The organism is Rhizobacter sp. AJA081-3 (assembly GCF_017795745.1).
In the GTDB taxonomy this organism is placed as follows: Bacteria; Pseudomonadota; Gammaproteobacteria; order Burkholderiales; family Burkholderiaceae_C; genus Piscinibacter.
The window spans coordinates 4786194-4808143 of the sequence record NZ_CP059067.1 but is presented as its reverse complement, the minus strand read 5'-3'; the positions used below and the strand labels follow the sequence as shown (position 1 = coordinate 4808143).

The following is a 21950-nucleotide window of genomic DNA, read 5'->3' as shown; positions in this document are numbered from 1 at the left end:
AGCCTTGATTGCCGAACGGCATGCGATCGACGAACAGTACATCCCTTTGAACCTGCCTGCTCCTTGAATCGTACATATCCTCATGCCCGCAACTTGGCTGAGAGCGAAAGGTCGCTGGAAAGCGGCCTTCATTCACTTGCTGGTGACGATCACGGTAGCTTGTCTCTCGGGCTTGCTCGTATTCGGTGTTTGGTATCCGTACCCCTATCGCATCATTTCGGGTGGCCTCGAACTCTTCGTCCTATTGGTCAGCGCCGATGTCATTGTTGGACCGTTGCTGACTGCCGTGGTGTTTAGCGCGTCAAAGAGTGCGCGGCAGCTGCGGCTTGACATTTCTGTCATCGCCCTTGTGCAGGTGGCCTTCTTGCTCTACGGGCTTCATACTGTATTCGCAGCTCGTCCTGTCTACTTGGTTTATGAGGTTGATCGATTCAAGGTCATTTCTGCCGCTGACATTGATGACAAAGATCTCAGTTTGGCTCCGCCAGCCTACCGACAGCTACCGCTCTTCGGACCGAAGAAGATAGGAACCCGGAGATCTAAACCCGGTCCAGAACAACTTCGGTCAGTACTGTTGGCGATGGAAGGCAAGGATCTGGGCCAGCGGCCGGAGTTCTATCAAGATTTCGAGCTGTCTCGCTCAGAAGCGGTCAGCCGTTCTCGACCGATTGACTCATTGACGGCAAAGTACCCTGATCGCTTGGCAGAAATCAGTGCCGCCCTAGCCTCTGCGGGCAAGTCCCCCAAGGATCTCCGGTACATCCCATTGGTTGCTCGCCTCCAGTGGGTGGCCATAGTTGATGCCAGCTCAGCTGACATCCTCGCCTACGCGCCTTTCGACGGCTTCTGAAATGCGGATGTGGGTTCCGACGGAGCATTCAAAGGCGCCTGTTCGCTAGTCCAGTTGTGCATGCGCGCCGGACTCGCTGCGGTGGACCACATCGCTGGGCTGAAGGCGCCACCGAACGACCTAGCGCAGAGCGAGAGATGCTGCTACGCGCTGCAGTCCGCAACCGATGTGCCGCGCCGGTGCGACCTCAGTGAGGCGGATCTGGTGAAACGAATCGATTGCGCGCACGATACCTGCCTGGACCGGGCGGCTCTTGTGACCCGGCTGCTCGGCCTGGGTTCGACGGAAAGACGCATCGAGGCCTGACTGAGCGAGCGGCAAGATGCGCTGAACTCGAAGTGCGCACCGGGGCGCAGAGTATGCGTAACGATCTTCACTTCAGCGGCGCCGAGATTGAGCGCGGTGAGGTCAAGGGCATGACAGGCCAGGGCGAGCGAGCCGCCGTCACGCTGCCCACCCCTTGCTGTGCTCAGCCCCGCTTCGCTGCGACTCGCCGCAGTGTCGAGTGCGCTCTTGCTGCCCAGCGCTCTGGTCCGAGCCAGAAGCCGATGCACCAAACGATGAGTTGTGGGGAGTCTGACGCGCCTGCGGCGACAATCCGCGCCAGCCCTGTGGCATGACGAAACGAAAACCCGATGCGCCCCGACACGCACGTGCGCCAAGGCGCCACGCTCCGGAACACCACCCTGCCAGCTGCTGCAGGGGCGGCGGCAGCGACCGCCGCCGTGGTGGCGCCAGCGCTGATCGCTTTCAACGTGCCGCCCTCGGCCACCTTCCTCAACCAGGTGGCGGCGCTGATCGGCTGGTCTGCATGGCTGATGCTGCTCGGGGCGTCGCTGCCGTCGCGGCGGGCGGTGACCGGCGCCGACTCCGGCGCGCTGGCGCTGATCGCAGCACTCCTGCTGCTCGCCTTCGCTGCCCTGGTGGCGCCGCTGTGGACGGGCTTGCCCTCCACCTTGTCGCTGTCGGCGGTCGGCATGATCGGCGCCGCCGTGCTCACCGTCGTGATCGCGGTGGGCGTGCAACGCACCGGCCTCGGTGTCGAGGCCTTCGCGGCGTTCTGCTTCGCGCTGCTGGCCGCCGGGCTCGCCAGCGTCGTGATCGGCCTGGTGCAGGTCTACGCCCCCGAGTTCGCCGACGGCAACTGGATCGCGGTGAGCACGCTCGGCGACCGCGCGGTGGGCAACCTTCGCCAACCCAACCACCTGTGCAGCCTGCTGCTGTGGTCGATGATCGCCGCGGTCTGGCTGGCGCAGACGCAACGTCTGCCGCGTGCGCTCGCCCCGGCCGTGCTGCTGCTGCTCCTGGCTGGCGTGGTGCTCAGCGCCTCGCGCACCGGCATGATCGGCGCCGCGCTGCTGGCGCTGTGGGGCTTGGCCGACCGCCGCCTGGATCGCAGCACGCGCGTGCAGCTGTGGCTGGCGCCCGTGGCCTACGCGCTGCTGTACGCGCTGATCACCTTCTGGGCCCACCAGCACAACGAGGTTTTCGGCGGCGAAGTGCAGATGCAGAAGTCCGACATCTCCAGCTCGCGCTTCGGCATCTGGGCCAACACGCTCTCGCTCATCGCCGCGCACCCCTGGGCGGGCGTGGGCTTCGGCGAGTTCAACTTCGCCTGGTCGCTGAACGTGTTCCCGGGCCGGCCGGTGGCCTTCTTCGACCACACGCACAACCTGCCGTTGCAACTCGCGGTGGAGCTCGGCCTGCCGCTGGCGGCGCTGGTGCTGGCGTTGCTGCTGTGGGCGCTGGTCCGGGCCTGGTCGCTGGCCTTGGCGGGCGAGGCCGACGACGTGGCGATGCGCCGCGCCGCGCTGGTGATGGTGCTGATGATCTCGCTGCACAGCCTGCTGGAGTACCCACTGTGGTACGCCTACTTCCTGCTGCCGGCGGTGTTCGCGTTCGGGCTGTGCCTCGGAGTGCGCGTGCCCGCCGCGGCTGCGCCCGCTTCGCGTGTCAATGCCCTGGTGCTCGCCGCGCTGGTGGTGATGGCCGGCAGCGCCGCGTCGCTCTACGACTTCCGCCGCGTGGTGGTGATCTTCGCTCCGCCGGACAACGCATCGCCGCTGTCGCAACGCATTGCCGAGGGTCGGCGCAGCTGGTTCTTCGGCCACCATGCCGACTACGCGGCCGCCACCACGGTGGAGCACCCGTCGCAGGAGATGGAAGCCTTCGAGCGCGCGCCGCACTACCTGCTGGACACGCGCATCATGATCGCCTGGGCCACCGCGCTCGACGAGGCCGGGCATACCGACCGCGCGCGCCACATCGCCCAGCGCCTGCGCGAGTTCCGCAACCCGCTGTCCGACGACTTCTTTGCGGCCTGCGGCAAGCCCGTGGCCGCAGGCGCCACGCCGCCGTTCCAGTGCGAGCCGCCCGCGAAGCGCTACGACTACACCGACTTCCGCTGAAGCAGCGCCATCGTCAGGGCGTGGCCACCCAGTCGCCCGACTTGCCGCCGTGCTTCTCGAGCACGCGGATGCCGTCCATCACCATGCCGCGGTCGGCCGCCTTGCACATGTCGTAGACGGTCAGCAGGCCGATCTGCACGGCCATCAGCGCCTCCATCTCGACGCCGGTGCGCCCGTGTGTTTCGACCTGCGCCGTGCAGCGAACGCTGTGCGAGGCCGCATCGATCTCGAACTCCACTGCCACGCGCGTGATCGGCAGCGGGTGGCACAGCGGGATCAGCTCCGAGGTGCGCTTGGCCGCCTGGATGGCGGCGATCCGAGCTATGCCGATCACGTCGCCCTTCTTCGCCGTGCCGCCCTGGATGAGCGCCAGCGTCGCCGCCTGCATGCGGATCGTGCCGGTGGCACGCGCGATGCGGTGCGTCTCGGCCTTGGCCGACACGTCGACCATGTGGGCCTGGCCGTGGGTGTCGAAGTGCGTCAGCGGGGATGTCATGGGAGGAAACACTCGGGAAACGTTTCGCGGGCATGATAGCGGCGCATTGGGCGGGCCTCGAAGGGCCGTCCCCACTTCCGTGTCGATGCCCATCCCCTTCTCCCGACGACTGCTCGCCGCGCTGTGCGCCGCAACGCTTGTGCTGCCTGCCGCGCCGCTGAGGGCGCAGCACAACCTGCCGGCGCTGGGCGACGCCGCCACCGAGGACTTCGGCGTCGTCACCGAGCGCCGCGTCGGCGAGCAGATCATGCGCGAGGTGCGGCGCGACGCCGACTACCTCGACGACCCGCTGCTGCTCGAGTACGTGCAGGCCATCTGGTCGCCGCTGGTCGCGCAGGCGCGCGCCAACGGCAACATCACTGCCGAGATCGAGACCCGCTTCTCCTGGGAAGCCTTCCTCGTGCGCGACCGCAGCGTCAACGCCTTCGCGCTGCCCGGCGGCTATGTCGGCGTGCACCTCGGGCTGATCGCGCTGACCGGCTCGCGCGACGAACTCGCCGCGGTGCTCGCGCACGAGCTGTCGCACGTCACGCAGCGCCACATCGCGCGCGGCATCACCAACAGCAAGCGGCAGTCGCTGATCGGCCTGGCCGCGATGATCATCGGCGTGATCGCCGCCAGCCGGGCCAACAGCACCGACGGCGTCGCCGCGGTGGTGACCGGCGGCCAGGCGGCGTCGATCCAGGGCCAGCTCAACTTCTCGCGCGACATGGAGCGCGAGGCCGACCGCATCGGCTTCGCCGTGCTCACCGGCGCCGGCTTCTCGCCGGGCGGCATGGCGGCGATGTTCGAGAAGCTCGACCAGTCCTCGCGCCTGAACGACAGCGGCGGCTACCCCTACCTGCGCAGCCACCCGCTGACCACCGAGCGCATCGGCGAGGCGCGCGCCCGCATGGGCACCGCGACGGCGCGCGCGGCCCCAGGCCCGGGCGGCACGGGCTTCGAGCATGCGCTGGCACAGGCGCGCTCGCGCGTGCTGATGGACACGCGGGTCGACGCGCTGCGCCGCTGGCAGGCGCTGGACGCGACGCGGCCCGACCTCACCACCGCGCAGCGCCTGTCCGATGCCTACAGCAGCGCGCTCGCCTCGATCCTGTTGCGCGATGCCGACCGTGCCGATGCATCGATCGTGCGCGCGCAGGCGGTGCTCGCCGACGTGGCGCGCCCCGAAGCGCGCGCGGCGCGCTGGGTCACCTTGCTGAAGGTGCAGGCCCAGCTCGCACGCGGCGATGCGGCCGGTGCGGCGGCGAGTTTGAAGTCGCTGGCTGCCGACGCGAGCCGCCCGGTGATGCTGATGTCGGCCGATCTCGCGTTGGCCGGTGCCGCCGGCCCCGGCGGCGAGCTCGCGCTCAAGCGCAGCGCCGAGGACCTGCAGACGCGCGTGGCTGCGAAGCCCGGCGACGTGCTTGCCTGGTCGCTGCTCGCGCGCACCTGGGCCAAGCTCGGCCAGCCCCTGCGCTCGCTGCGTGCCGAGGGCGAGGCGCAATACGCGATGGGCGATCTGCGCGGCGCGATCGACCGGCTGCGCGCCGGGCAGCGCCTTGCGCAAGGCGGCGGCGCGACGGACTTCATCGAGTCGTCCGTCATCGACTCGCGCCTGCGCGACCTGCAGGCGCAGCAGCGCGCGCTGGCGGCCGAGGAGCGCGAGTCCCGCTGAGCCGCCGAAGGCCGGGCCCGGCGCCCGCATAAACTGCCTCGCGACGCACACTCGCGGGGACGCAATGCGAATCACGCTGACGGGCTGGACCAGGGCGCTTCTTCTTTCGGCCGCAACAGCCGGCATGGCGCAGGGTGCGACCATCACCAGCGTCAGCCCGCGCGGCGAGGTCGCCCAGGTGCGCCAGCTCACCGTGCGTTTCAGCGAGGCGGTGGTGCCGTTCGGCGACCTGCGACAGGCCGATCCGATGGCGGTGGCCTGCGAAGGCCCCGTGCCGCCGGGGCAGGGCCGCTGGGCCAACGACCGCGTCTGGCTCTACGACTTCGAAACGCCGCTGCCGCCCGGCACTCGCTGCACGCTGAAGGCGCGGTCCGGCTGGAAGCCCTTGAACGGCACGCTCACCGGCGCCAGCGAGTTCGCCTTCGGCAGCGGCGGGCCGGCGGTGCTGAACACGCAGCCCTACGAGGGCGCGACGATCGAGGAAGACCAGCACTTCCTGCTGCAGCTCAGCGGCGCGGCCACCGCGCAGAGCATCGCAGCCAACGCCTGGTGCGAGGTCGAAGGCATCGGCGAGCGTGTGCCGCTGGGCATCGTCACCGGTGCGGCGCGCGACGCCGTGCTCAAGGCGCGCCGCCTGGAGAAGCTGGCTGATCGCGTGCTGCTCGTCACCTGCCAGCGCCCGCTGCCCAACGACGTGCGGCTGCGCCTCGTCTGGGGCCGCGGCATCGCGGCGTCGGCCAACCCGAAGGGGCTCACCTCGGTCGAGCAGCGCTTCGAGTACCGCGTGCGCAAGCCCTTCACCGCCGAGTTCAGCTGCGAGCGCGAGCGTGCCGGCGCGGCCTGCCTGCCGATCCGGCCGATGACGCTCGGCTTCTCGGCGCCGGTGCCGCGCGCGCTGGCGGCGCAGGCGCGCCTGAAACCGGCCGCCGGGGCCGCGCTCGCGCCGGTGTTCGACAAGGACGACAAGTCGGACGAGGTGCAACAGCTCGCCTTCCCGACGCCGCTGCCGGAGAACGCCGCCTTCACCATCGAGTTGCCGGCCGGGTTGAAGGACAACGCCGGCCGCGTGCTGGCCAACGCCGCGAGCTTCCCGTTGAAGGTGGCCAGCGGCGACGCGCCGCCGATCGCCAAGTTCGCCGCTGCGCCCTTCGGCGTGCTCGAGCGCGAGGGCGGCGAGGCGGTGCTGCCCGTCACGCTGCGCCATGTGCAGGGGGAGCTGCGGCCGGCCGCCAGCCAGGGCCAGCTGCGCGTGCGCCGCGTGCTCGGCGATGCGCAGGTGCTCGAGTGGTACGCGAAGCTGCGCCGCCACCACGAGACACGCCTGACCGCCCAGGAGCTGGGCCTGCCGCAGCGCGACTGGTACGACACCACCGAGGAGCGCGACGCCAAGGGCCGCGTCGTCAAGCAGCGCATCGAGCGCATGGTGGCCACGCGCGAGATCTCGCTGCTGGCCGGCGATGCGCAGGCACGCCGCATCGAGCTGCCGCAGCTCGCCGGCGGCGACCCGCGCCCCTTCGAGGTGGTCGGCATCCCGCTGGCCGAGCCCGGCTTCCACGTCGTCGAGATCGAGTCGCGGCGCCTGGGCGAGTCGCTGCTCGACAAGAAGGCGCCGATGTACGTGCGCACCGGCGTGCTGGTCACCAACCTCGGCGTGCACCTCAAGCACGGGCGCGAGAATGCCGTGGTGTGGGTGACCTCGCTGGACCGTGGCAAGCCCGTCGAAGGCGCCGAGGTGGTCATCCACGATTGCCGAGGCGAGCCGTTGTGGAAGGGCCGCACCGATGCGAACGGCCTGGCGCGTGCGGCACAGGTTTTAGATTCGCAGTTCGAAGGCTGCCCGTCCGACGACGGCCTGTTCGTCACTGCGCATCACACCGACGCCAAGGGTGTGGCCGACATGGCCTTCGTGTTCGGCAGCTGGCAGCAGGGCATCGAGCCCTGGCGCTTCAACCACCCGACCGCCAGTGGCCCGCAGCCCGAGCTGCGCGTGCACAGCGTGCTCGACCGCTCGCTGCTGCGCGCTGGCGAGACGGTGTCGATGAAGCACTTCGTGCGCGTCGAGACCTCGGCCGGCCTCGCGGCGCCCCCGGCCGAGGCGCTGCCGAACCAGCTGAAGATCGTGCACGACGGCAGCGGCCAGGAGTTCGTGCAGCCGCTGGTCTGGAACGGCACGCGCAGCGCGCTGTCGACCTGGAACATCCCGGCCGCGGCGAAGCTGGGCAGCTACCGCATCGTGCTGGAGCGCACCGGCGCAGACGAACGGCAACGGCGCAGCTGGAGCAGTGGCGACTTCCGCGTCGAGGAGTTCCGCCTGCCGCTGGTCGATGCGCGCATCAGCGGCCCGAAGGACCTGCCCGTCGCACCGGCCACGTTGCCCATCGCCGTGCAGATGAACTTCTTCTCCGGCGGGGCGATGGGCAATGCGCCCTTGAAGGCCTCGGCGTTGCTGCGCGAGCGCCCGGCGGGCGTGGCCGGCTACGACGAGTTCAGCTTCCAGCCGCCGCGCGATCTCGCCCGCGGCGAGGAGGCGGACGACGAAGCAGGCTCGCGCGGCGAAGGCCGGCTGGTGGCCGACAAGCTGCCGCTGACGACCGATCGCAACGGCGCCGCCAGCTTCACCTTGAAGGAGCTGCCGAAGATCACGCGGCCCAGCGAGCTTGTGGCCGAGGTCACCTACAACGACCCCAACGGCGAGGTGCAGACCGCCTCGACCACGCTGCGCCTGTGGCCGAGCGCGGTGGTGCCGGGCATCCGCACCGGCTCCTGGGCCAGCGCGCGCGGCAAGGTCAATGTGACCGCGCTGGCGCTGGATATGGCCGGCAAGCCGATCAAGGGCCAGGCGCTCGAAGTGCGCGCGCGGCTGGCGCAGGTGATCAGCACGCGCAAGCGCATGGTCGGCGGCTTCTACGCCTACGACAACCGCACCGAGGTGAAGGATCTCGGGGTGCTGTGCAGCGGCGCAAGCGACGACCGCGGCCAGCTCGCCTGCGAGGCCACGCTCGACACGGCTGGCCAAGTCGAGCTCGTCGTGCAGGCCAAGGACGCGGCGGGCCACGTCGCGCAGGCGGCCGGCAGCGTGTGGGTCACGAAACAGGGCGAGCTCTGGTTCGCGCAGGACAACGACGACCGCATCGACGTGCTGCCCGAGAAGAAGCGCTACGAGCCCAGCGAGACGGCGCGGCTGCAGGTGCGCATGCCCTTCCGCGAGGCGACGGCGCTGGTGGCGATCGAGCGCGAGGGCGTGATCGACACCCGCGTGATCACCCTGCGCGGCGACGACCCGACGATCACGCTCAAGATCGACAAGGCCTGGGCGCCCAACGTGTACGTCAGCGTGCTGGCGCTGCGCGGGCGCATCCGCGAGGTCAAGTGGTACTCGTTCTTCGCCTGGGGATGGAAGCAGCCGCTGGACTGGTGGCGCGCCTTCCGCGACGAGGGACCCGACTACCGCGCACCCACCGCGATGGTCGACCTCGCCAAGCCGGCCTTCAAGCTCGGCGTCGCCGCCCTGCAGGTGGGCCTGGCCGAGCACGAGCTGCAGGTCACGGTGACGGCCAACCAGCCGCAGTACGCGGTGCGCCAGAAGGTGAAGGCGCGCATCAAGGTGGCCTACCAGGGCAAGCCGCTGGCCGGCACCGAGGTCGCCTTCGCAGCGGTCGACGAAGGCCTGCTCGCGCTGCGTGGCAACGCGTCGTGGGACCTGCTGCACGCGATGATCCAGCAGCGTGCCTGGGGCGTGGGCACGGCCACCGGGCAGAGCGAGATCATCGGCCGGCGCCACTACGGCCGCAAGGCGGTGGCGGCGGGCGGCGGCGGAGGCAGGGGCGGTGCGCGCGAGCTGTTCGACACGCTGCTGCTGTGGAACCCGCGCGTCGTGCTCGACGCCAACGGCGAGGCGCTGATCGAGGTGCCGCTGAACGATTCGCTGACCAGCTTCCGCCTCGTCGCGGTGGCCGACGAAGGCGTGCAGCGCTTCGGCAGCGGCAGCACGAGCATCCGCGTCACGCAGGACCTGCAGGTGCTTTCCGGGCTGCCGCCGCTGGTGCGCGAGGGCGACCGCTTCGCCGCGATGCTCACGCTGCGCAACACCACGGCGCGGACGATGAAGCTGCGCGCCACGCTCGCGGGCACGGCGAACAGCGGCAGCGGCGCGGAGATCGTGCGCACACCGCTGAACTTCCCGCCACAGGAGCTGACGCTGGCCGCCGGCGCGGCGCAGGAGATCACCTGGCCGGTGGACGTGCCGGCCGAGGCCTTCAGCATCGCCTGGGAGGCCGCGGTGGACGAGACCGGCGGCGCCGCGAAGGACCGCCTCAAGCTCACGCAGCTCGTCAGCGCCGCGGTGCCGGTGCGCGTGCTGCAGGCGACGCTCGCGCAGCTCGACGCGCCGTTCTCGCTGCCGGTGGCCGCTCCCGCCGATGCCATGCCGATCTCAGGCACCAAGCGCGGTGGCCTCGCCGTGGCCTTGCAACCCAGGCTCAGCGGCGCGCTGCCGGGCCTGCGGCGCTTCTTCGAGACCTACCCGTTCAGCTGCCTCGAGCAGAAGACCTCGAAGGCGGTGGGCCTGCGCGACGAGGCGCTGTGGAATGCGGTGAGCAACAGCCTGCCGACCTACCTCGACAAGGACGGCCTGGCGAACTATTTCCCGCCACGCGCGGAGGACGGCGCGCGCGGCAGCGACCGGCTCACGGCCTACATCGTCGCCGCCACCCACGAGGCCGGCTTCACGCTGCCGGCGGCCGCGCGCGACGCGATGCTCGACGGGTTGACCGCCTTCGTCGAAGGCCGCATCGAGCGCAAGTTCTGGTCGCCCAAGCCGGATCTGGATGTGCGCAAGCTCGCCGCCATCGAGGCGCTCGCGCGCCACGGCCGTGCGCAGGCACGCATGCTGGGCTCGGTCAACCTCACGCCCAACGTCTGGCCGACGGCGGCGCTGATCGACTGGCTGTCGATCCTGCGCCGCGTGAACGGCATCCCCGATCAGGCCAAGCGGCTGGAGGAGGTGCAGCAGATCCTGCGTGCGCGCCTGACCTTCGCCGGGACCACGCTGCGCTTTTCCACCGAGGACGACGACTTCTGGTGGTGGCTGATGGACAGTGCCGATGCCAACGCGGCGAAGCTCATCCTCGCCACGCTCGACGACCCTGCGTGGAAGGAAGACCTGCCGCGACTCGTTATCGGCAGCCTGGCGCGGCAGAAGCGCGGTGCCTGGCTGACCACCACCGCCAACCTGTGGGGCTCGCTCGCACTCGACAAGTTCTCGGCGAAGTTCGAAGCCGAGAAGGTCGGCGGGCGCAGCGTGGCGTCGGCGGGTGGCGCGTCGCAGGCCATCGACTGGTCAGCGCAGGCCGACGGCGGCCGCATGCAATTGCCCTGGCCCGACAAGCCGGGCACGCTGGCCGTCACGCACGAAGGCGCCGGCAAACCCTGGCTCACCGTGCAGAGCCTGGCCGCGATCCCGTTGAAGGTGCCGCTGCGCGCGGGTTATGCCATCTCGCGCAGCATCAGCGCGGTGGAGCAGAAGGACAAGGCGCGCTGGTCGCGTGGCGACGTGATGCGCGTGCGGCTGGAGGTGGAAGCGCAGTCCGACATGACCTGGGTGGTCGTCAGCGACCCCGTGCCCGGCGGCGCCACGCTGCTCGGTTCGGGCCTGGGCCGCGACTCGGCCATCGCCACGCGCGGCGAGAAGAAGGAGGGCAGCGCCTGGGCTGCCTACGAGGAGCGCAGCTTCGAGGCCTTCCGCAGCTACTTCGAATACCTGCCGCGCGGCAGGCACGTCATCGAGTACACCGTGCGGCTGAACAACCCCGGCCGCTTTGCGCTGCCTCCCACGCGTGTCGAGGCGATGTACGCGCCCGAGACCTTCGGCGAGTTGCCGAACGCGGCGGTGGAGGTGGCGCCGTGAAACGCGCGCTGCTCGCGCTGTGCTGCGCGCTGCCCGCGGCGGCGCTGGCGCTGCCAAGTTTCGACGAGGTGCGCACCGCGCACCGGCCGTCCGAGATCACGTTGCTCGACCGCCATGGCGTGCCGGTGCAGACCTTGCGTGTCGACAAGTCGGTGCGCCGGCTGCCCTGGGTGCCGCTGGCCGACACCTCGCCGGCCTTGCTTCGCGCCATCGTGCTCAGCGAGGACAAACGTTTCCACGAGCACAGCGGCGTCGACTGGCAGGCGGTGGCTTCGAGCGCCTGGGCCAACCTGTGGAACACGCGCACGCGCGGCGCCTCGACGCTCACGATGCAGCTCGCCGGCCTGATCGACGACGGCCTCGCGCGCCCGGCCGCGGGCCGCAGCGTGGTGCAGAAGATCGGCCAGGCTGTCACGGCGACGCAGCTCGAGCGGCAATGGAAGAAGAGCCAGATCCTCGAGGCGTATCTCAACGCCGTGCCGTTGCGCGGCGAGCTGGTCGGTGTGCCCGCGCTGGCGCAGACCCTGTTCGGCAAGCACGCCAGCGGACTGGACGGCACCGAGGCCGCCATCACCGCCGCGCTGGTGCGCGCGCCGAACGCGCCGCCGGAGCGCGTCGCGCAGCGCGCCTGCGAGGTGCTGGCGCTGCAGCAGCGCAGCTGCGCCGGCATCGAACTGCAGACGCGTGCCGCGCTGTCGCGCGGCGGCGGCATGCCGTTGGGCGAGCAATTGGCGCCGCACTTCGCGCGCCAGGCCATCGATGTACAAGGCCCGGCGGTGCAGCGCAGCACGCTCGACGCGGGTGTGCAGCGCCTGGCCATCGAGACGCTACGCCACCAGCTCGCGGAGCTGAGCGGCCGCAACGTCGAGGACGGCGCCATCGTCGTGCTCGATAACGCCAGCGGCGCGGTGCTCGCGTGGGTCGGCGCGAACGGCGGCACCTCGGCGGCGGCGCAGGTCGATGGCGTGCTCGCGCGGCGCCAGCCGGGCTCGACCATCAAGCCTTTCGTCTATGCGCTGGCCTTCGAGAAACGCCTGATCACGCCAGCCAGTCTGCTCGACGATTCGCCGGCGCAGATCGCCACGGCCTCGGGCCTGTACCTGCCGCAGAACTACGACCGCGAATTCAAGGGCTGGGTGAGCGCGCGCACCGCGCTGGGCGCCAGCCTGAACGTGCCGGCGGTGCGCGTGGGCGCGATGCTCGGGCCGGACGCGCTGTTCGCGCGGCTCAATGCCTTCGGGCTGTCGGTGAGCGAGTCCGCTGGTTATCACGGTCAGGCGCTGGCGCTGGGCAGTGCCGACGTCACGCTGCTCGCGCTGACCAATGCGTATCGGTCGCTGGCCAACGGTGGCCTGGCCAGCGCGCCACGGCTGCGCGCCACGCCGTCCGCCGCGGCGTCGTCACGCCGCGTGGCTGATGAGGCGGCCGTGCACCTGGTGGCCGACATCCTGGCCGACAACGGCGCGCGCGCGCGCACCTTCGGCCTGGCCAGCGCGCTGGCCACGCGCGGCTTTGCGGCGGTGAAGACCGGCACCAGCAAGGACCTGCGCGACAACTGGTGCGTCGGCTTCACCGACCGCCACACCGTCGGCGTGTGGGTCGGCAACGCCAGCGGCGAGCCGATGCACGATGTCAGCGGCGTCAGCGGCGCGGCGCCGATCTGGCACACGCTGATGACGCGGCTGCACGAGGGACGGCCGTCGAAGGCGCCGGCGCGACCGGCAGGCGTGGTCGCCACACGCGTCGCCTTCGAATCCAAGCGCGAGGCGCCGCGCGACGAAGTCTTCATCGCCGGCACCGAACAATCGCGTCAGCGCGACAGCAGCCAGCTCGTGCCGCAGCGGGTCTTCGGCATCGTCAGCCCGCGCGACGGCAGCCGATACGCGCTCGACCCCGACATCCCGCCGGCGGCGCAGCAGATCCGTTTCGAGGGCGAGCACGGCACCTGGGTGCTCGACGGCCGGTGTGTCGGGCAGGGTTCGTCGCTCGCGTGGTCGCCATGGCCAGGACGGCACGAGCTCTCGCTGCTCGGCCCGGGCGGCCGCGTGCTGCAGACGGTGCGCTTCGAGGTGCGCGGCGCGGTGGTCAAGGCCGCCGCGGCAGCGCGTCGATCAGGCGGCTGAGGGCCGAGAGAACAGCCGTTCCATCGCGACGTCGATCACCATGCCGATCAGGCTGTAGATCAGCGAGCCGATCAGCGCCGCCACGAAGCCGTTGACGGCGAAGCCATCGAGCACCTGGGCCGCGGCCCAGAACATCAAGGCGTTGATGACGAACAGGAACAGGCCCAGTGTCAGCAGCGTGACCGGCAGGGTGAGCAGCACCAGGATGGGCCGCAGCAGCGTGTTGAACACGCCGATCACGAAGGCCGCGATCATCGCCGAGCCGAAGCTCGTGATGGCCACGCCGGGGTAGAGGTAGGCCACCAGCAGCAAGGCGGCGGCCAGCAGGAGCCAGCGGACGAGGATCTTCATGGCGGCAAGAATAGCGCCATTCCCGCAAAACTCATGGGGACAAGCGGTTCGCGGGCAAAATCCGCTCCGCTGAAGGGGGAGTAGCGAACGGCGCCATGCCGTCGCGCAGCCCGTCAATTCGTCGGCAGCCGCCAGGCTGTCGGCCGGGCTCGCAGTTCCAGCCGGTGCCTCGCATCCGCCGGACCCCCGCAAGACTCTTCGGCACCCCTTCCGGCGGCAGCCATGCCGCCGATCGTGAGTGTCGAAGCTGGGAGTCTTGCAATGACGACTGTTGCGCCGGATTGGCTGTGGGCGTTTTTCATCGTGTCGGTGCTGGTGGCACTGTTCGTGGACTTCGTGGTGCTGCGCAAGCAGGGCGCCCACGAAGTCACGGTGCCCGAGGCCATCAAGTGGTCCATCGTCTGGGTGCTGCTCAGCCTGGCCTTCAATGCCTTGTTCTGGTGGGCGCTGAAGACGCATGACGATCCCGCCATCGCCGCCGCGGCGAACACCCGCGCGTTCGAGTTCCTCACCGGCTACCTGATCGAGAAGTCGCTCGCCGTCGACAACATCTTCGTCTTCCTGATGATCTTCACCTACTTCTCGGTGCCGCCGGCCTACCAGAAGCGGGTGCTGATGTACGGCATCGTGGGTGCGATCGTGCTGCGCACCGTGATGATCCTCGTGGGCGGCTGGCTGATCGCGCAGTTCCACTGGGTGCTCTATGTGTTCGGCGCCTTCTTGCTGCTCACCGGCATCAAGATGTGGTGGGCCGCGGGCAAGGAGCAGAACCTGGACGACAACCCGGCGCTGAAGCTGCTGCGCCGCGTGCTGCCGGTCTCGAAGGGATTCGACGGCGAGAAGTTCTGGACCGTCGAGAACGGCAAGCGCATCGCCACCCCGCTGCTGATGGTGGTGGCGCTGGTGGGCATCACCGACGTGATCTTCGCGGTCGATTCGATCCCGGCGATCTTCGCCATCACCGACGACCCGTTCATCGTGCTCACGTCGAACATCTTCGCCATCCTCGGCCTGCGCGCGATGTTCTTCCTGCTCGCCGCGATGGCCGCGAAGTTCCACCTGCTCAGCTACGGCCTGGCGGTGATCCTGGTGTTCATCGGCACGAAGATGATGCTGATCGACATCTACAAGATCCCGGTGCTCGTGTCGCTCGGCGTGGTGGTGGCGATCCTGGCCATCACGATGGTGTGGAGCGTGAAGACGGCGCCGCGCATCGCAGTGCCCGAACGCTGAACGCTCCGGGCTGGGTGCCGAGGTGGCCAGCGCAGCGTTTGCGCAGGCTACTTCTAAATGCGAATCGTTCGTGTTACGATCGTTCGCATGTCTTCGCTCGCGCCCAGCCCTCCACTGCGCTCCCGCCGAGTGCCGTTGCAGCGCCACGACGGCCTCGGCCCCGGCGCGCGGCGCACGGTGGTGCTGGGCATCGTCGCGCTGCACGGCGTGGGCGTCTACGCGGCCTTGCAGGTGCCGGCGGTGCGGCAGGCGCTGGACGAGGCCGCGCCGATGTTCGTCTCGCTGGTTGCGCCGCCGCAGCCGATGCTGCCCGCGCCACCGCCGCCGCCCGAACCGGCGCGGCTGCCGAAGAAGCCCACGCCCGCCGCGCCCCTGATCAGCGCCCCGCCGGCACCGGCCCCAGCGGTGTTCATCGCGCCCGCGCCGGAACTCGAGCCGGTGCCGCCGGTCGCGGCCGTGGCCGCTCCTGCGCCGCCTGCGCCCGTGGCCCTGCCCGCCCCACCGCCGCCGAAGAACATCCCGGCCTCGGCGATCCAGTACCTCGAGGCGCCCGCACCCGAGTACCCGCGCCTGTCGCGGCGGCTGGGCGAAGCCGGCCTGGTGGTGGTGCGCGTCTATGTCGACGAAGCCGGCCTGCCGCGCAGCGTGCAGCTGGCGCAGTCGTCGGGTTTCGCGCGGCTGGACGACGCGGCGCTGGCCGGCGTGCAGCGCGCGCGCTTCAAGCCCTACAGCGAGAACGGCGCGCCCACAGCGGGCTGGGCGCGCATCCCGATTCCTTTCGAACTGGAGAGATAACGTGAATGCCGAAACGACCCTGGGCTTCAGCCACTTCATCGCGCAAAGCGATGCCGTCGGCAAGACGCTGCTGGCGATCCTGGTGCTGATGTCCGTCGTGTCCTGGGTCATCCTGGCGATCAAGGGGCTGACGCTGGTGCTGCGCCGCGGGCGCAGCCGCGCCTTCCTGGACTTCTTCTGGAACGCCACCTCGCTGGACGCGGTGGCCGCCGAGATCGCCACCCACGGCGCGCGCGATCCGTTCTCGCACCTCACGAGCCATGCCATGCATGCGCAGTCGCACCACGCCCGCTACGGCGCGGCCAGGCTCGAAGAGGCAGGCAGCGCGAGCGACTTCGTCACCCGCACCATCAAGAAGGTGCTCGACGAACAGACCACCCGGCTCGACAACGGCCTGGCGGTGCTGGCCACGGTGGGCGCCACCGCGCCTTTCGTCGGCCTGTTCGGCACCGTCTGGGGCGTGTACCACGCGCTGGTGGCGATCGGCATGAGCGGCGCCGGCACGCTGGACAAGGTGGCCGGCCCGGTGGGCGAGGCGCTGATCATGACGGGCCTGGGCCTGGCCGTCGCGATCCCGGCGGTGATGGGCTACAACTGGCTCACGCGGGCCAACCGCGTGATGGTGTCGCGGCTCGACGCCTTCGCCTACGAGTTGCACACCTTCGTGTCGATGGGCCAGCCGCTGAGTGCAGCCCCGGCACCTGCCGGCAATGCCAGCGTGCGCACGCTGCCCCACCGACCGGCGGCGGCCTGAGGAGCGCGACATGGCCTTTGCCAGCTTCGACTCCAAGAGCGCCGGCGCGCCGATGGCCGACATCAACATGGTGCCGCTGATCGACGTGATGCTGGTGCTGCTGGTGATCTTCATCATCACCGCGCCGCTGCTCACCCATGCCGTCAAGCTGGAGCTGCCGCGCGCCAGCGCGCAGGAGAACCAGCTCAAGCCCGACAAGATCGACTTCGCCATCGACGCCGCGGGCGTGCTGCACTGGAACGGCGAAGCGATCAGCCGCGCCGAGGCGGCGCAGCGTTTCGTGGCCGCGAGCCTCAAGCAGCCGCAGCCCGAGGTGCACCTGCGCGCCGACCAGTCGGTGGCGTATCGCGTTGTCGCGCAGACGCTGGCCGATGCCTCGCGTGCCGGGCTCACGAAAGTCGGCTTCGTCAGCGAACCCGCGACGGGCCGCTGAGCCATGGACGCTCCGAAGCGGCCCGAGCCCCCAATTCGTCTCGAAGCCGCGCCCGCGCTCTCGGGCGCGCTGCCGCAGCGCATCGACAGCGCACTGCTGCTGCGCGGCGCGAACGAACTGCTCATCGAGCACCACGGCGTGCTCTACCGCCTGCGCCAGACCGCCCTCGGGAAGCTGATTCTCACCAAGTAGCCGCCGCCAAATTTCATCGACCTTCGCACCAGCCCGCCAGCGCCAGCCCGTGCCCACCCTCACACGGAGAGCGCCATGCGACGCCCTGATCTCGACAAGACTTCCCTTCCCCGCCCTGCCGGCACGGCGCTGCTGCCGCTGGGTGCCCTGGCCGCCGGCTTCGGCTTCGCCCTCGGCGGCGCGCAGGCGCAGATGCCGGCCGCAACGGCGAACGAAGCCACCCTGGCACCGATCAAGGTGCGCGCGCAGGCCGAGGCCGCCGGCCGCGACGCCTACCGAGCCACCGAGACGCGCATCGGCAAGGGCCAGCAGGAGCTGCGCGACATCCCGCAGTCGGTGACGGTGGTGACCGAGAAGCTGATCGACGACCGCAACCTCGACACCATGAAGGACGTGCTGAAGAACACCTCGGGCATCAGCTTCCTCGCGGCCGAAGGCGGCGAGGAGGACATCCGCCTGCGCGGCTTCTCGCTGCAGGCCACCGGCGACGTGTTCGTCGACGGCATGCGCGACCCGGCCTTCTACGAGCGCGACACCTTCTTTCTCGACCGCCTCGAGGTGCTGCGCGGCTCCGCATCGATGCTGTTCGGGCGCGGCTCCACCGGCGGCGCGGTGAACCAGGTCACCAAGGTGCCGCGGCTGATCGACGAGAACCAGGTCGACGTGACGATGGGCAACCATGCCTACGTCCGCGCGGTGGGTGACTTCAACCTGAAACTCGGCGAGAGCAGTGCGTTGCGCCTGGGCACCATGGTCACGAAGGCCGACAACAACGGCGCCGGCACGAGCCTGGACAAACGCGGCGCAGCCGTCACCTACCGCTGGGGCATCGGCGAGCGCGACGAGTTCTCCGTCGGCGCCTACGTGCTCGACAACGACAACGGCATGAACTACGGCATGCCGTGGATCCGGCCGACGCTCGGCTCTGCGGTGTCCGACAGCACGCTGCTGCCGATCTCGCCCTCGGCCTACTACGGCATGGCCAGCGACCGCAATGCCGGCGGCGCGCAGACGCTCACCGCCACGCACACCCACCGCTTCGGCGCCGGCACCGAGCTGGTCAGCCGGCTGCGCCGGGGCGCCTACGAGCGCGATCAGCGCGCCGGCACGGTGCGCTTCGCTGCCGCCGCGTTGCAGCCCAGCGGGCTGGGCGTGAGCCTGGCGAGCTTCGGCCCCGGCACCGTGATCAACCGCGGCACGCAGCTGAAGATCCAGGACATGGACACGATCCATGCGCAGAGCGACCTGAGCACGCGCTTCCAGGCGGGCGGCATGGGCCACGAAGTTCAGGCCGGCGCCGACTTCGCCCGCGAAGAGAAGGAAGTGCTCGCCGCGCGCAGCGCCGCGCAGGGCGGCGTCACGCTGACCAAGCCGAGCACCACCGTCGGCACGCCCGACGACGGCGCCGCCATCGCGGAAGACGCGCGGGTGTTGCGCCGCGCCAGCACCTACACGTCGAAGGCGGCGGGTGTCTACGTGCAGGATCTGGTCGAGTTCATGCCCGACTGGAAGCTGCTCGCCGGACTGCGATACGACTACCTTGTCGGCGCCTACGACAGCTTCGCGATCCCCGCCAACGCGCCCGGGCCGCAAACCACCGCCAGCTACTCGATGAAGGTCTCCGAAGTCAGCAAGCGCCTGGGCCTGCTGTACCAGCCGTCGCCGCGGATGAGCTTCCACCTGTCGGGCGCGACCTCGTTCAACACCTCGGGCGAGGCCTATTCCCTCAGCGCTGCCAACGCCGACATCCCGCCCGAGCAGTCGGTCAACGTCGAGCTCGGCGCCCGCATCGACTCGGCCGACGGCCACTTCACCAGTCGCGCGGCGATCTTCCGCACCACCAAGCTGCACGAGCGCAACACCGACCCGCTGGTGAACCTGGTCACGCTGTCGGGCAAGCGACATGCCGCCGGCATCGAGCTCGACCTGACCGGACGCATCACGCCGGCCTGGGAGGTGTACGGCTCCTACATGTGGATCCCGGTGGCGAAGATCGACCAGGGCGTGGCCGGCTCCGAAGGGCAGGGCACGCGCCCTTCGCTGACGCCGCGGCACTCCGGCACGATCTGGAGCACCTACAAGCTGTCGCCGGCCCTGCGCGTGGGCGGCGGCCTGAACGCGCGCTCGAGCCAGACGCCGATCCGCAACCCGGGCTTCGCGGCGCCTCGCTTCGTCACCGCCGACCTGATGGCCGAATTCACCGCCTTGCCCGAACGGCTCGTCTACAAGATCAACGTGAGCAACCTCACCGACAAGCTCTACGCCGATCAGCTCTACACGGGTCACTACATCCCCGGCCCCGGCCGCCTGATCCAGGCCACCGCGAGCTTCAGGTTCTAGCGCCCGCACCCACGATGTTGATCCGCATCCCCGCCGTGCTGGCGCCCGAGGCGCTGGCCCGGGCCCGCCAGCTGCTCGAGGGCGCCCCCTGGGAGCCTGGCGAGCTCACTGCCGGCGTGCAGGCCGCGCGCGTGAAGAACAACCTGCAGCTGCCCGCCACCTGCGCGCAGGCGCTGGCGCTGCAGGCGCTGGTATTCGGCGCGCTCGAGAAGCACCCGCTGTTCTTCTCGGCCACGCTGCCGAAGAAGATCTTCCCGCCGATGTTCAACCGCTACGAGGGCGCGCACAACACGTATGGCGACCATGTCGACAAGGCGGTGCGCTATGCGCCGGGCACGGGCGTGCGGGTGCGCACCGACATCAGCTGCACGCTGTTCCTCGCCGAGCCCCAGCACTACGACGGCGGCGAGCTGGTCATCGCCGACACCTTCGGCGAGCAGCGCGTCAAGTTCGCCGCCGGCGATGCGGTGGCCTACCCCGGCACCAGTGTGCACCGCGTCGAGCCGGTCACGCGCGGCGCGCGGCTGGCCAGCTTCTTCTGGATCGAGAGCATGGTGCGCAGCGACGAGCAGCGCCGCCTGCTGCACGACATGGACAGGGCGCTGATGCGCCTGCGCTCGCGCGACGGCGAGAGCGACGAGGCGGTGGCGCTCACCGGCACGTACCACAACCTCCTGCGAATGTGGGCCGACACGTGAGCGCCGACCAAACGCTGCCGGTGTGCATGGACGACTACGAAGGTCGCGCTCGCGAGATGCTGGACGCGAACGCCTGGGCCTACTTCGCCGGCGGCGCGGCCGACGAGACCACGCTGCGCGCCAACCGCGAGGCCTGGAACGCTCTGTGGCTGCAGCCGCGCGTTCTGCGGCCGTTGGCCCATGGCCACACGCGCGTCGAACTGCTCGGCCGCACGCTGGCGCACCCGCTGCTGCTCGCGCCGGTGGCGTACCAGCGCCTGGCGCATCCGCACGGCGAGCTCGGCAGCGCGCTCGCCGCGGCGGCGCAGGGCGCGGGTCTGGTGCTCAGCACGCAGTCGAGCACGCCGCTGGAAGACGTCGCCGGTGCGGTGCGCGACGACGCGCAGCGCGGGCCGCTGTGGTTCCAGATCTACCTGCAGGGTGACCGCGGTTTCGACCTCGCGCTGGTGCGGCGTGCCGAGGCTGCCGGCTTCGAGGCGCTGATGCTGACGGTGGATGCCCCGGTGCACGGCGCGCGCGACCGCGAGCGGCGCACCGGCTTCCGGCTGCCGGCCGACGTGTCGGCGGTCCACCTGCACGGCGCACCGCCGATGCCGCGCGGCGGCGAACTCTGCGGCGGGCTGCTACAGGCCGCGACTTCATGGGACGACGTGGCCTGGCTGCGCGGCGCGACGCGCTTGCCCTTGCTGCTCAAGGGCGTGATGCATCCAGACGACGCGCGCCTTGCCCTGGCGCAAGGCGTGGACGGATTGATCGTCTCCAACCATGGCGGCCGCACGCTCGACACCGCGCTGCCCACCGCGTGGGCGCTGCCGCGCATGGCCGATGCGGTCGGCGGCGCCGTACCGTTGCTGGTGGATGGCGGCATCCGCCGCGGCACCGACGTGCTCAAGGCCATCGCACTGGGCGCGCGAGCGGTGCTGATCGGCCGCCCGTACGTCCTTGCGCTGGCCGTCGCGGGAGCGCAGGGCGTGGCTCACGCACTGCGCCTGCTGCGCGATGAACTCGAGATCGCGATGGCACTTTCGGGCTGCGCGACGCTCGCCGATGCACGTCGAGAACTGCTCTTCGAGCGCCCTGGGAGCCTCCTGGGAGCGCCCTAGGTGACGTTCAAGAGCGACAAAAGCACCATCTACCTCGACAAGAACATCATTCTTCGAGTGAAAACTGCTTCTCAATGCAGCACTGACGCATTACCATTCGCTCCGCACGGTGCTATGGAGAAATGAGAGTCCACGCGACTCTCGCCCATCCCGGGCACATCAACAAACTTTGATGGAGAGAATCAACATGGCAACTGCGAAGAAGGCTCCCGCGAAAAAGGCGGCAGCGAAGAAGGCCCCGGCCAAGAAGGCGGCACCGGCGAAGAAGGCCCCGGCCAAGAAGGCCGCTCCGGCCAAGAAGGCGGCTCCCGCGAAGAAGGCTCCGGCCAAGAAGGCCCCCGCCAAGAAGCGCACCCCGAACGCGGCGTTCCTGAAGCCGATGACGCCGAGCGCCGCGCTCGCCGCGATCATCGGCGACAAGCCGCTGCCGCGCACCGAGGTGACGAAGAAGGTGTGGGAGTACATCAAGAAGCACGGCCTGCAAGACAAGGTCAAGCGCACCCTCATCAACGCCGACGCGAAGCTGAAGGAAGTCGTGAAGCAGGCTCAGGTCTCGATGTTCGAACTGACGAAGTACGTCAACGCGCACCTGAAGTAAAGCCTGCCGCGGCC

General features: G+C 69.9%; 16 protein-coding genes. 14 read left to right on the top strand and 2 right to left on the bottom strand.

The features are described from left to right. Positions 1 to 82: 82 nt before the first annotated feature. On the top strand, positions 83 to 850 hold the full coding sequence (gene tfpZ / locus HZ992_RS22760; protein ID WP_209384078.1) for a TfpX/TfpZ family type IV pilin accessory protein: 768 nt from the start codon (positions 83 to 85) through the stop codon (positions 848 to 850). Positions 851 to 1485: 635 nt separating this feature from the next. Further along, positions 1486 to 3258: a PglL family O-oligosaccharyltransferase gene (locus HZ992_RS22755; RefSeq protein ID WP_209384077.1), complete on the top strand. Its 1773-nt coding sequence runs from the start codon at positions 1486 to 1488 to the stop codon at positions 3256 to 3258. A gap of 13 nt (positions 3259 to 3271) precedes the next feature. Here the strand turns inward: HZ992_RS22755 and moaC are convergent, their stop codons facing one another. Next, positions 3272 to 3754 (bottom strand): cyclic pyranopterin monophosphate synthase MoaC, encoded by a 483-nt coding sequence (moaC, locus tag HZ992_RS22750; RefSeq protein ID WP_209384076.1) that lies wholly within the window; start codon positions 3752 to 3754, stop codon positions 3272 to 3274. 85 nt (positions 3755 to 3839) lie between these two features. Between moaC and HZ992_RS22745 the strand changes: the two genes are divergently transcribed. The 3 genes from HZ992_RS22745 to pbpC all read left to right on the top strand — a co-directional run bounded on the left by HZ992_RS22745 (position 3840) and on the right by pbpC (position 13439). After that, positions 3840 to 5411, top strand: a complete 1572-nt coding sequence (locus tag HZ992_RS22745) for a M48 family metalloprotease (protein ID WP_209384074.1) — start codon at positions 3840 to 3842, stop codon at positions 5409 to 5411. A gap of 124 nt (positions 5412 to 5535) precedes the next feature. Next, positions 5536 to 11316 carry an alpha-2-macroglobulin family protein gene (locus tag HZ992_RS25940; protein ID WP_245213236.1) on the top strand — a complete coding sequence of 1927 codons (5781 nt, stop codon included), beginning with the start codon at positions 5536 to 5538 and terminating at the stop codon, positions 11314 to 11316. Beyond that, a complete protein-coding gene (gene pbpC, locus HZ992_RS25935; RefSeq protein ID WP_245213228.1) occupies positions 11313 to 13439 on the top strand; it encodes a penicillin-binding protein 1C in 2127 nt (708 codons plus the stop codon). The genes HZ992_RS25940 and pbpC overlap by 4 nt, the downstream gene beginning before the upstream one ends. On the opposite strand, the gene HZ992_RS22735 is transcribed toward pbpC, so the two are convergent. Continuing rightward, positions 13428 to 13790, bottom strand: a complete 363-nt coding sequence (locus tag HZ992_RS22735) for a phage holin family protein (protein ID WP_209384072.1) — start codon at positions 13788 to 13790, stop codon at positions 13428 to 13430. The two genes, pbpC and HZ992_RS22735, sit on opposite strands and share 12 nt — an antisense overlap. A gap of 261 nt (positions 13791 to 14051) precedes the next feature. On the opposite strand from HZ992_RS22735, the gene HZ992_RS22730 reads away from it, so the two are divergent. From HZ992_RS22730 to HZ992_RS22690, 9 genes are all read left to right on the top strand, one after another. After that, on the top strand, positions 14052 to 15023 hold the full coding sequence (locus tag HZ992_RS22730) for a TerC family protein (RefSeq protein WP_209384071.1): 972 nt from the start codon (positions 14052 to 14054) through the stop codon (positions 15021 to 15023). An 87-nt stretch (positions 15024 to 15110) separates the two neighbouring features. Continuing rightward, positions 15111 to 15818, top strand: coding sequence for an energy transducer TonB (locus tag HZ992_RS26085; RefSeq protein ID WP_209384069.1), 708 nt, complete (start codon positions 15111 to 15113; stop codon positions 15816 to 15818). A gap of 1 nt (position 15819) precedes the next feature. Continuing rightward, positions 15820 to 16572: a MotA/TolQ/ExbB proton channel family protein gene (locus tag HZ992_RS22720; RefSeq protein ID WP_245213225.1), complete on the top strand. Its 753-nt coding sequence runs from the start codon at positions 15820 to 15822 to the stop codon at positions 16570 to 16572. Between the two features lie 10 nt (positions 16573 to 16582). After that, the gene (locus HZ992_RS22715) at positions 16583 to 17005 is read left to right on the top strand and encodes an ExbD/TolR family protein (protein WP_209384068.1); all 423 of its coding nucleotides are present in this window, start codon (positions 16583 to 16585) and stop codon (positions 17003 to 17005) included. 3 nt (positions 17006 to 17008) lie between these two features. Continuing rightward, positions 17009 to 17197, top strand: coding sequence for a hemin uptake protein HemP (gene hemP, locus HZ992_RS22710; RefSeq protein WP_209384067.1), 189 nt, complete (start codon positions 17009 to 17011; stop codon positions 17195 to 17197). Between the two features lie 75 nt (positions 17198 to 17272). Next, on the top strand, positions 17273 to 19537 hold the full coding sequence (locus HZ992_RS22705) for a TonB-dependent receptor (protein WP_209384066.1): 2265 nt from the start codon (positions 17273 to 17275) through the stop codon (positions 19535 to 19537). 14 nt (positions 19538 to 19551) lie between these two features. Beyond that, positions 19552 to 20235: a Fe2+-dependent dioxygenase gene (locus HZ992_RS22700; RefSeq protein WP_209384065.1), complete on the top strand. Its 684-nt coding sequence runs from the start codon at positions 19552 to 19554 to the stop codon at positions 20233 to 20235. Positions 20236 to 20261: 26 nt separating this feature from the next. Continuing rightward, a complete protein-coding gene (locus HZ992_RS22695; RefSeq protein ID WP_209387277.1) occupies positions 20262 to 21338 on the top strand; it encodes an alpha-hydroxy acid oxidase in 1077 nt (358 codons plus the stop codon). Positions 21339 to 21525: 187 nt separating this feature from the next. After that, a complete protein-coding gene (locus tag HZ992_RS22690) occupies positions 21526 to 21936 on the top strand; it encodes an SWIB/MDM2 domain-containing protein (RefSeq protein WP_209384064.1) in 411 nt (136 codons plus the stop codon). Positions 21937 to 21950 lie beyond the last annotated feature (14 nt).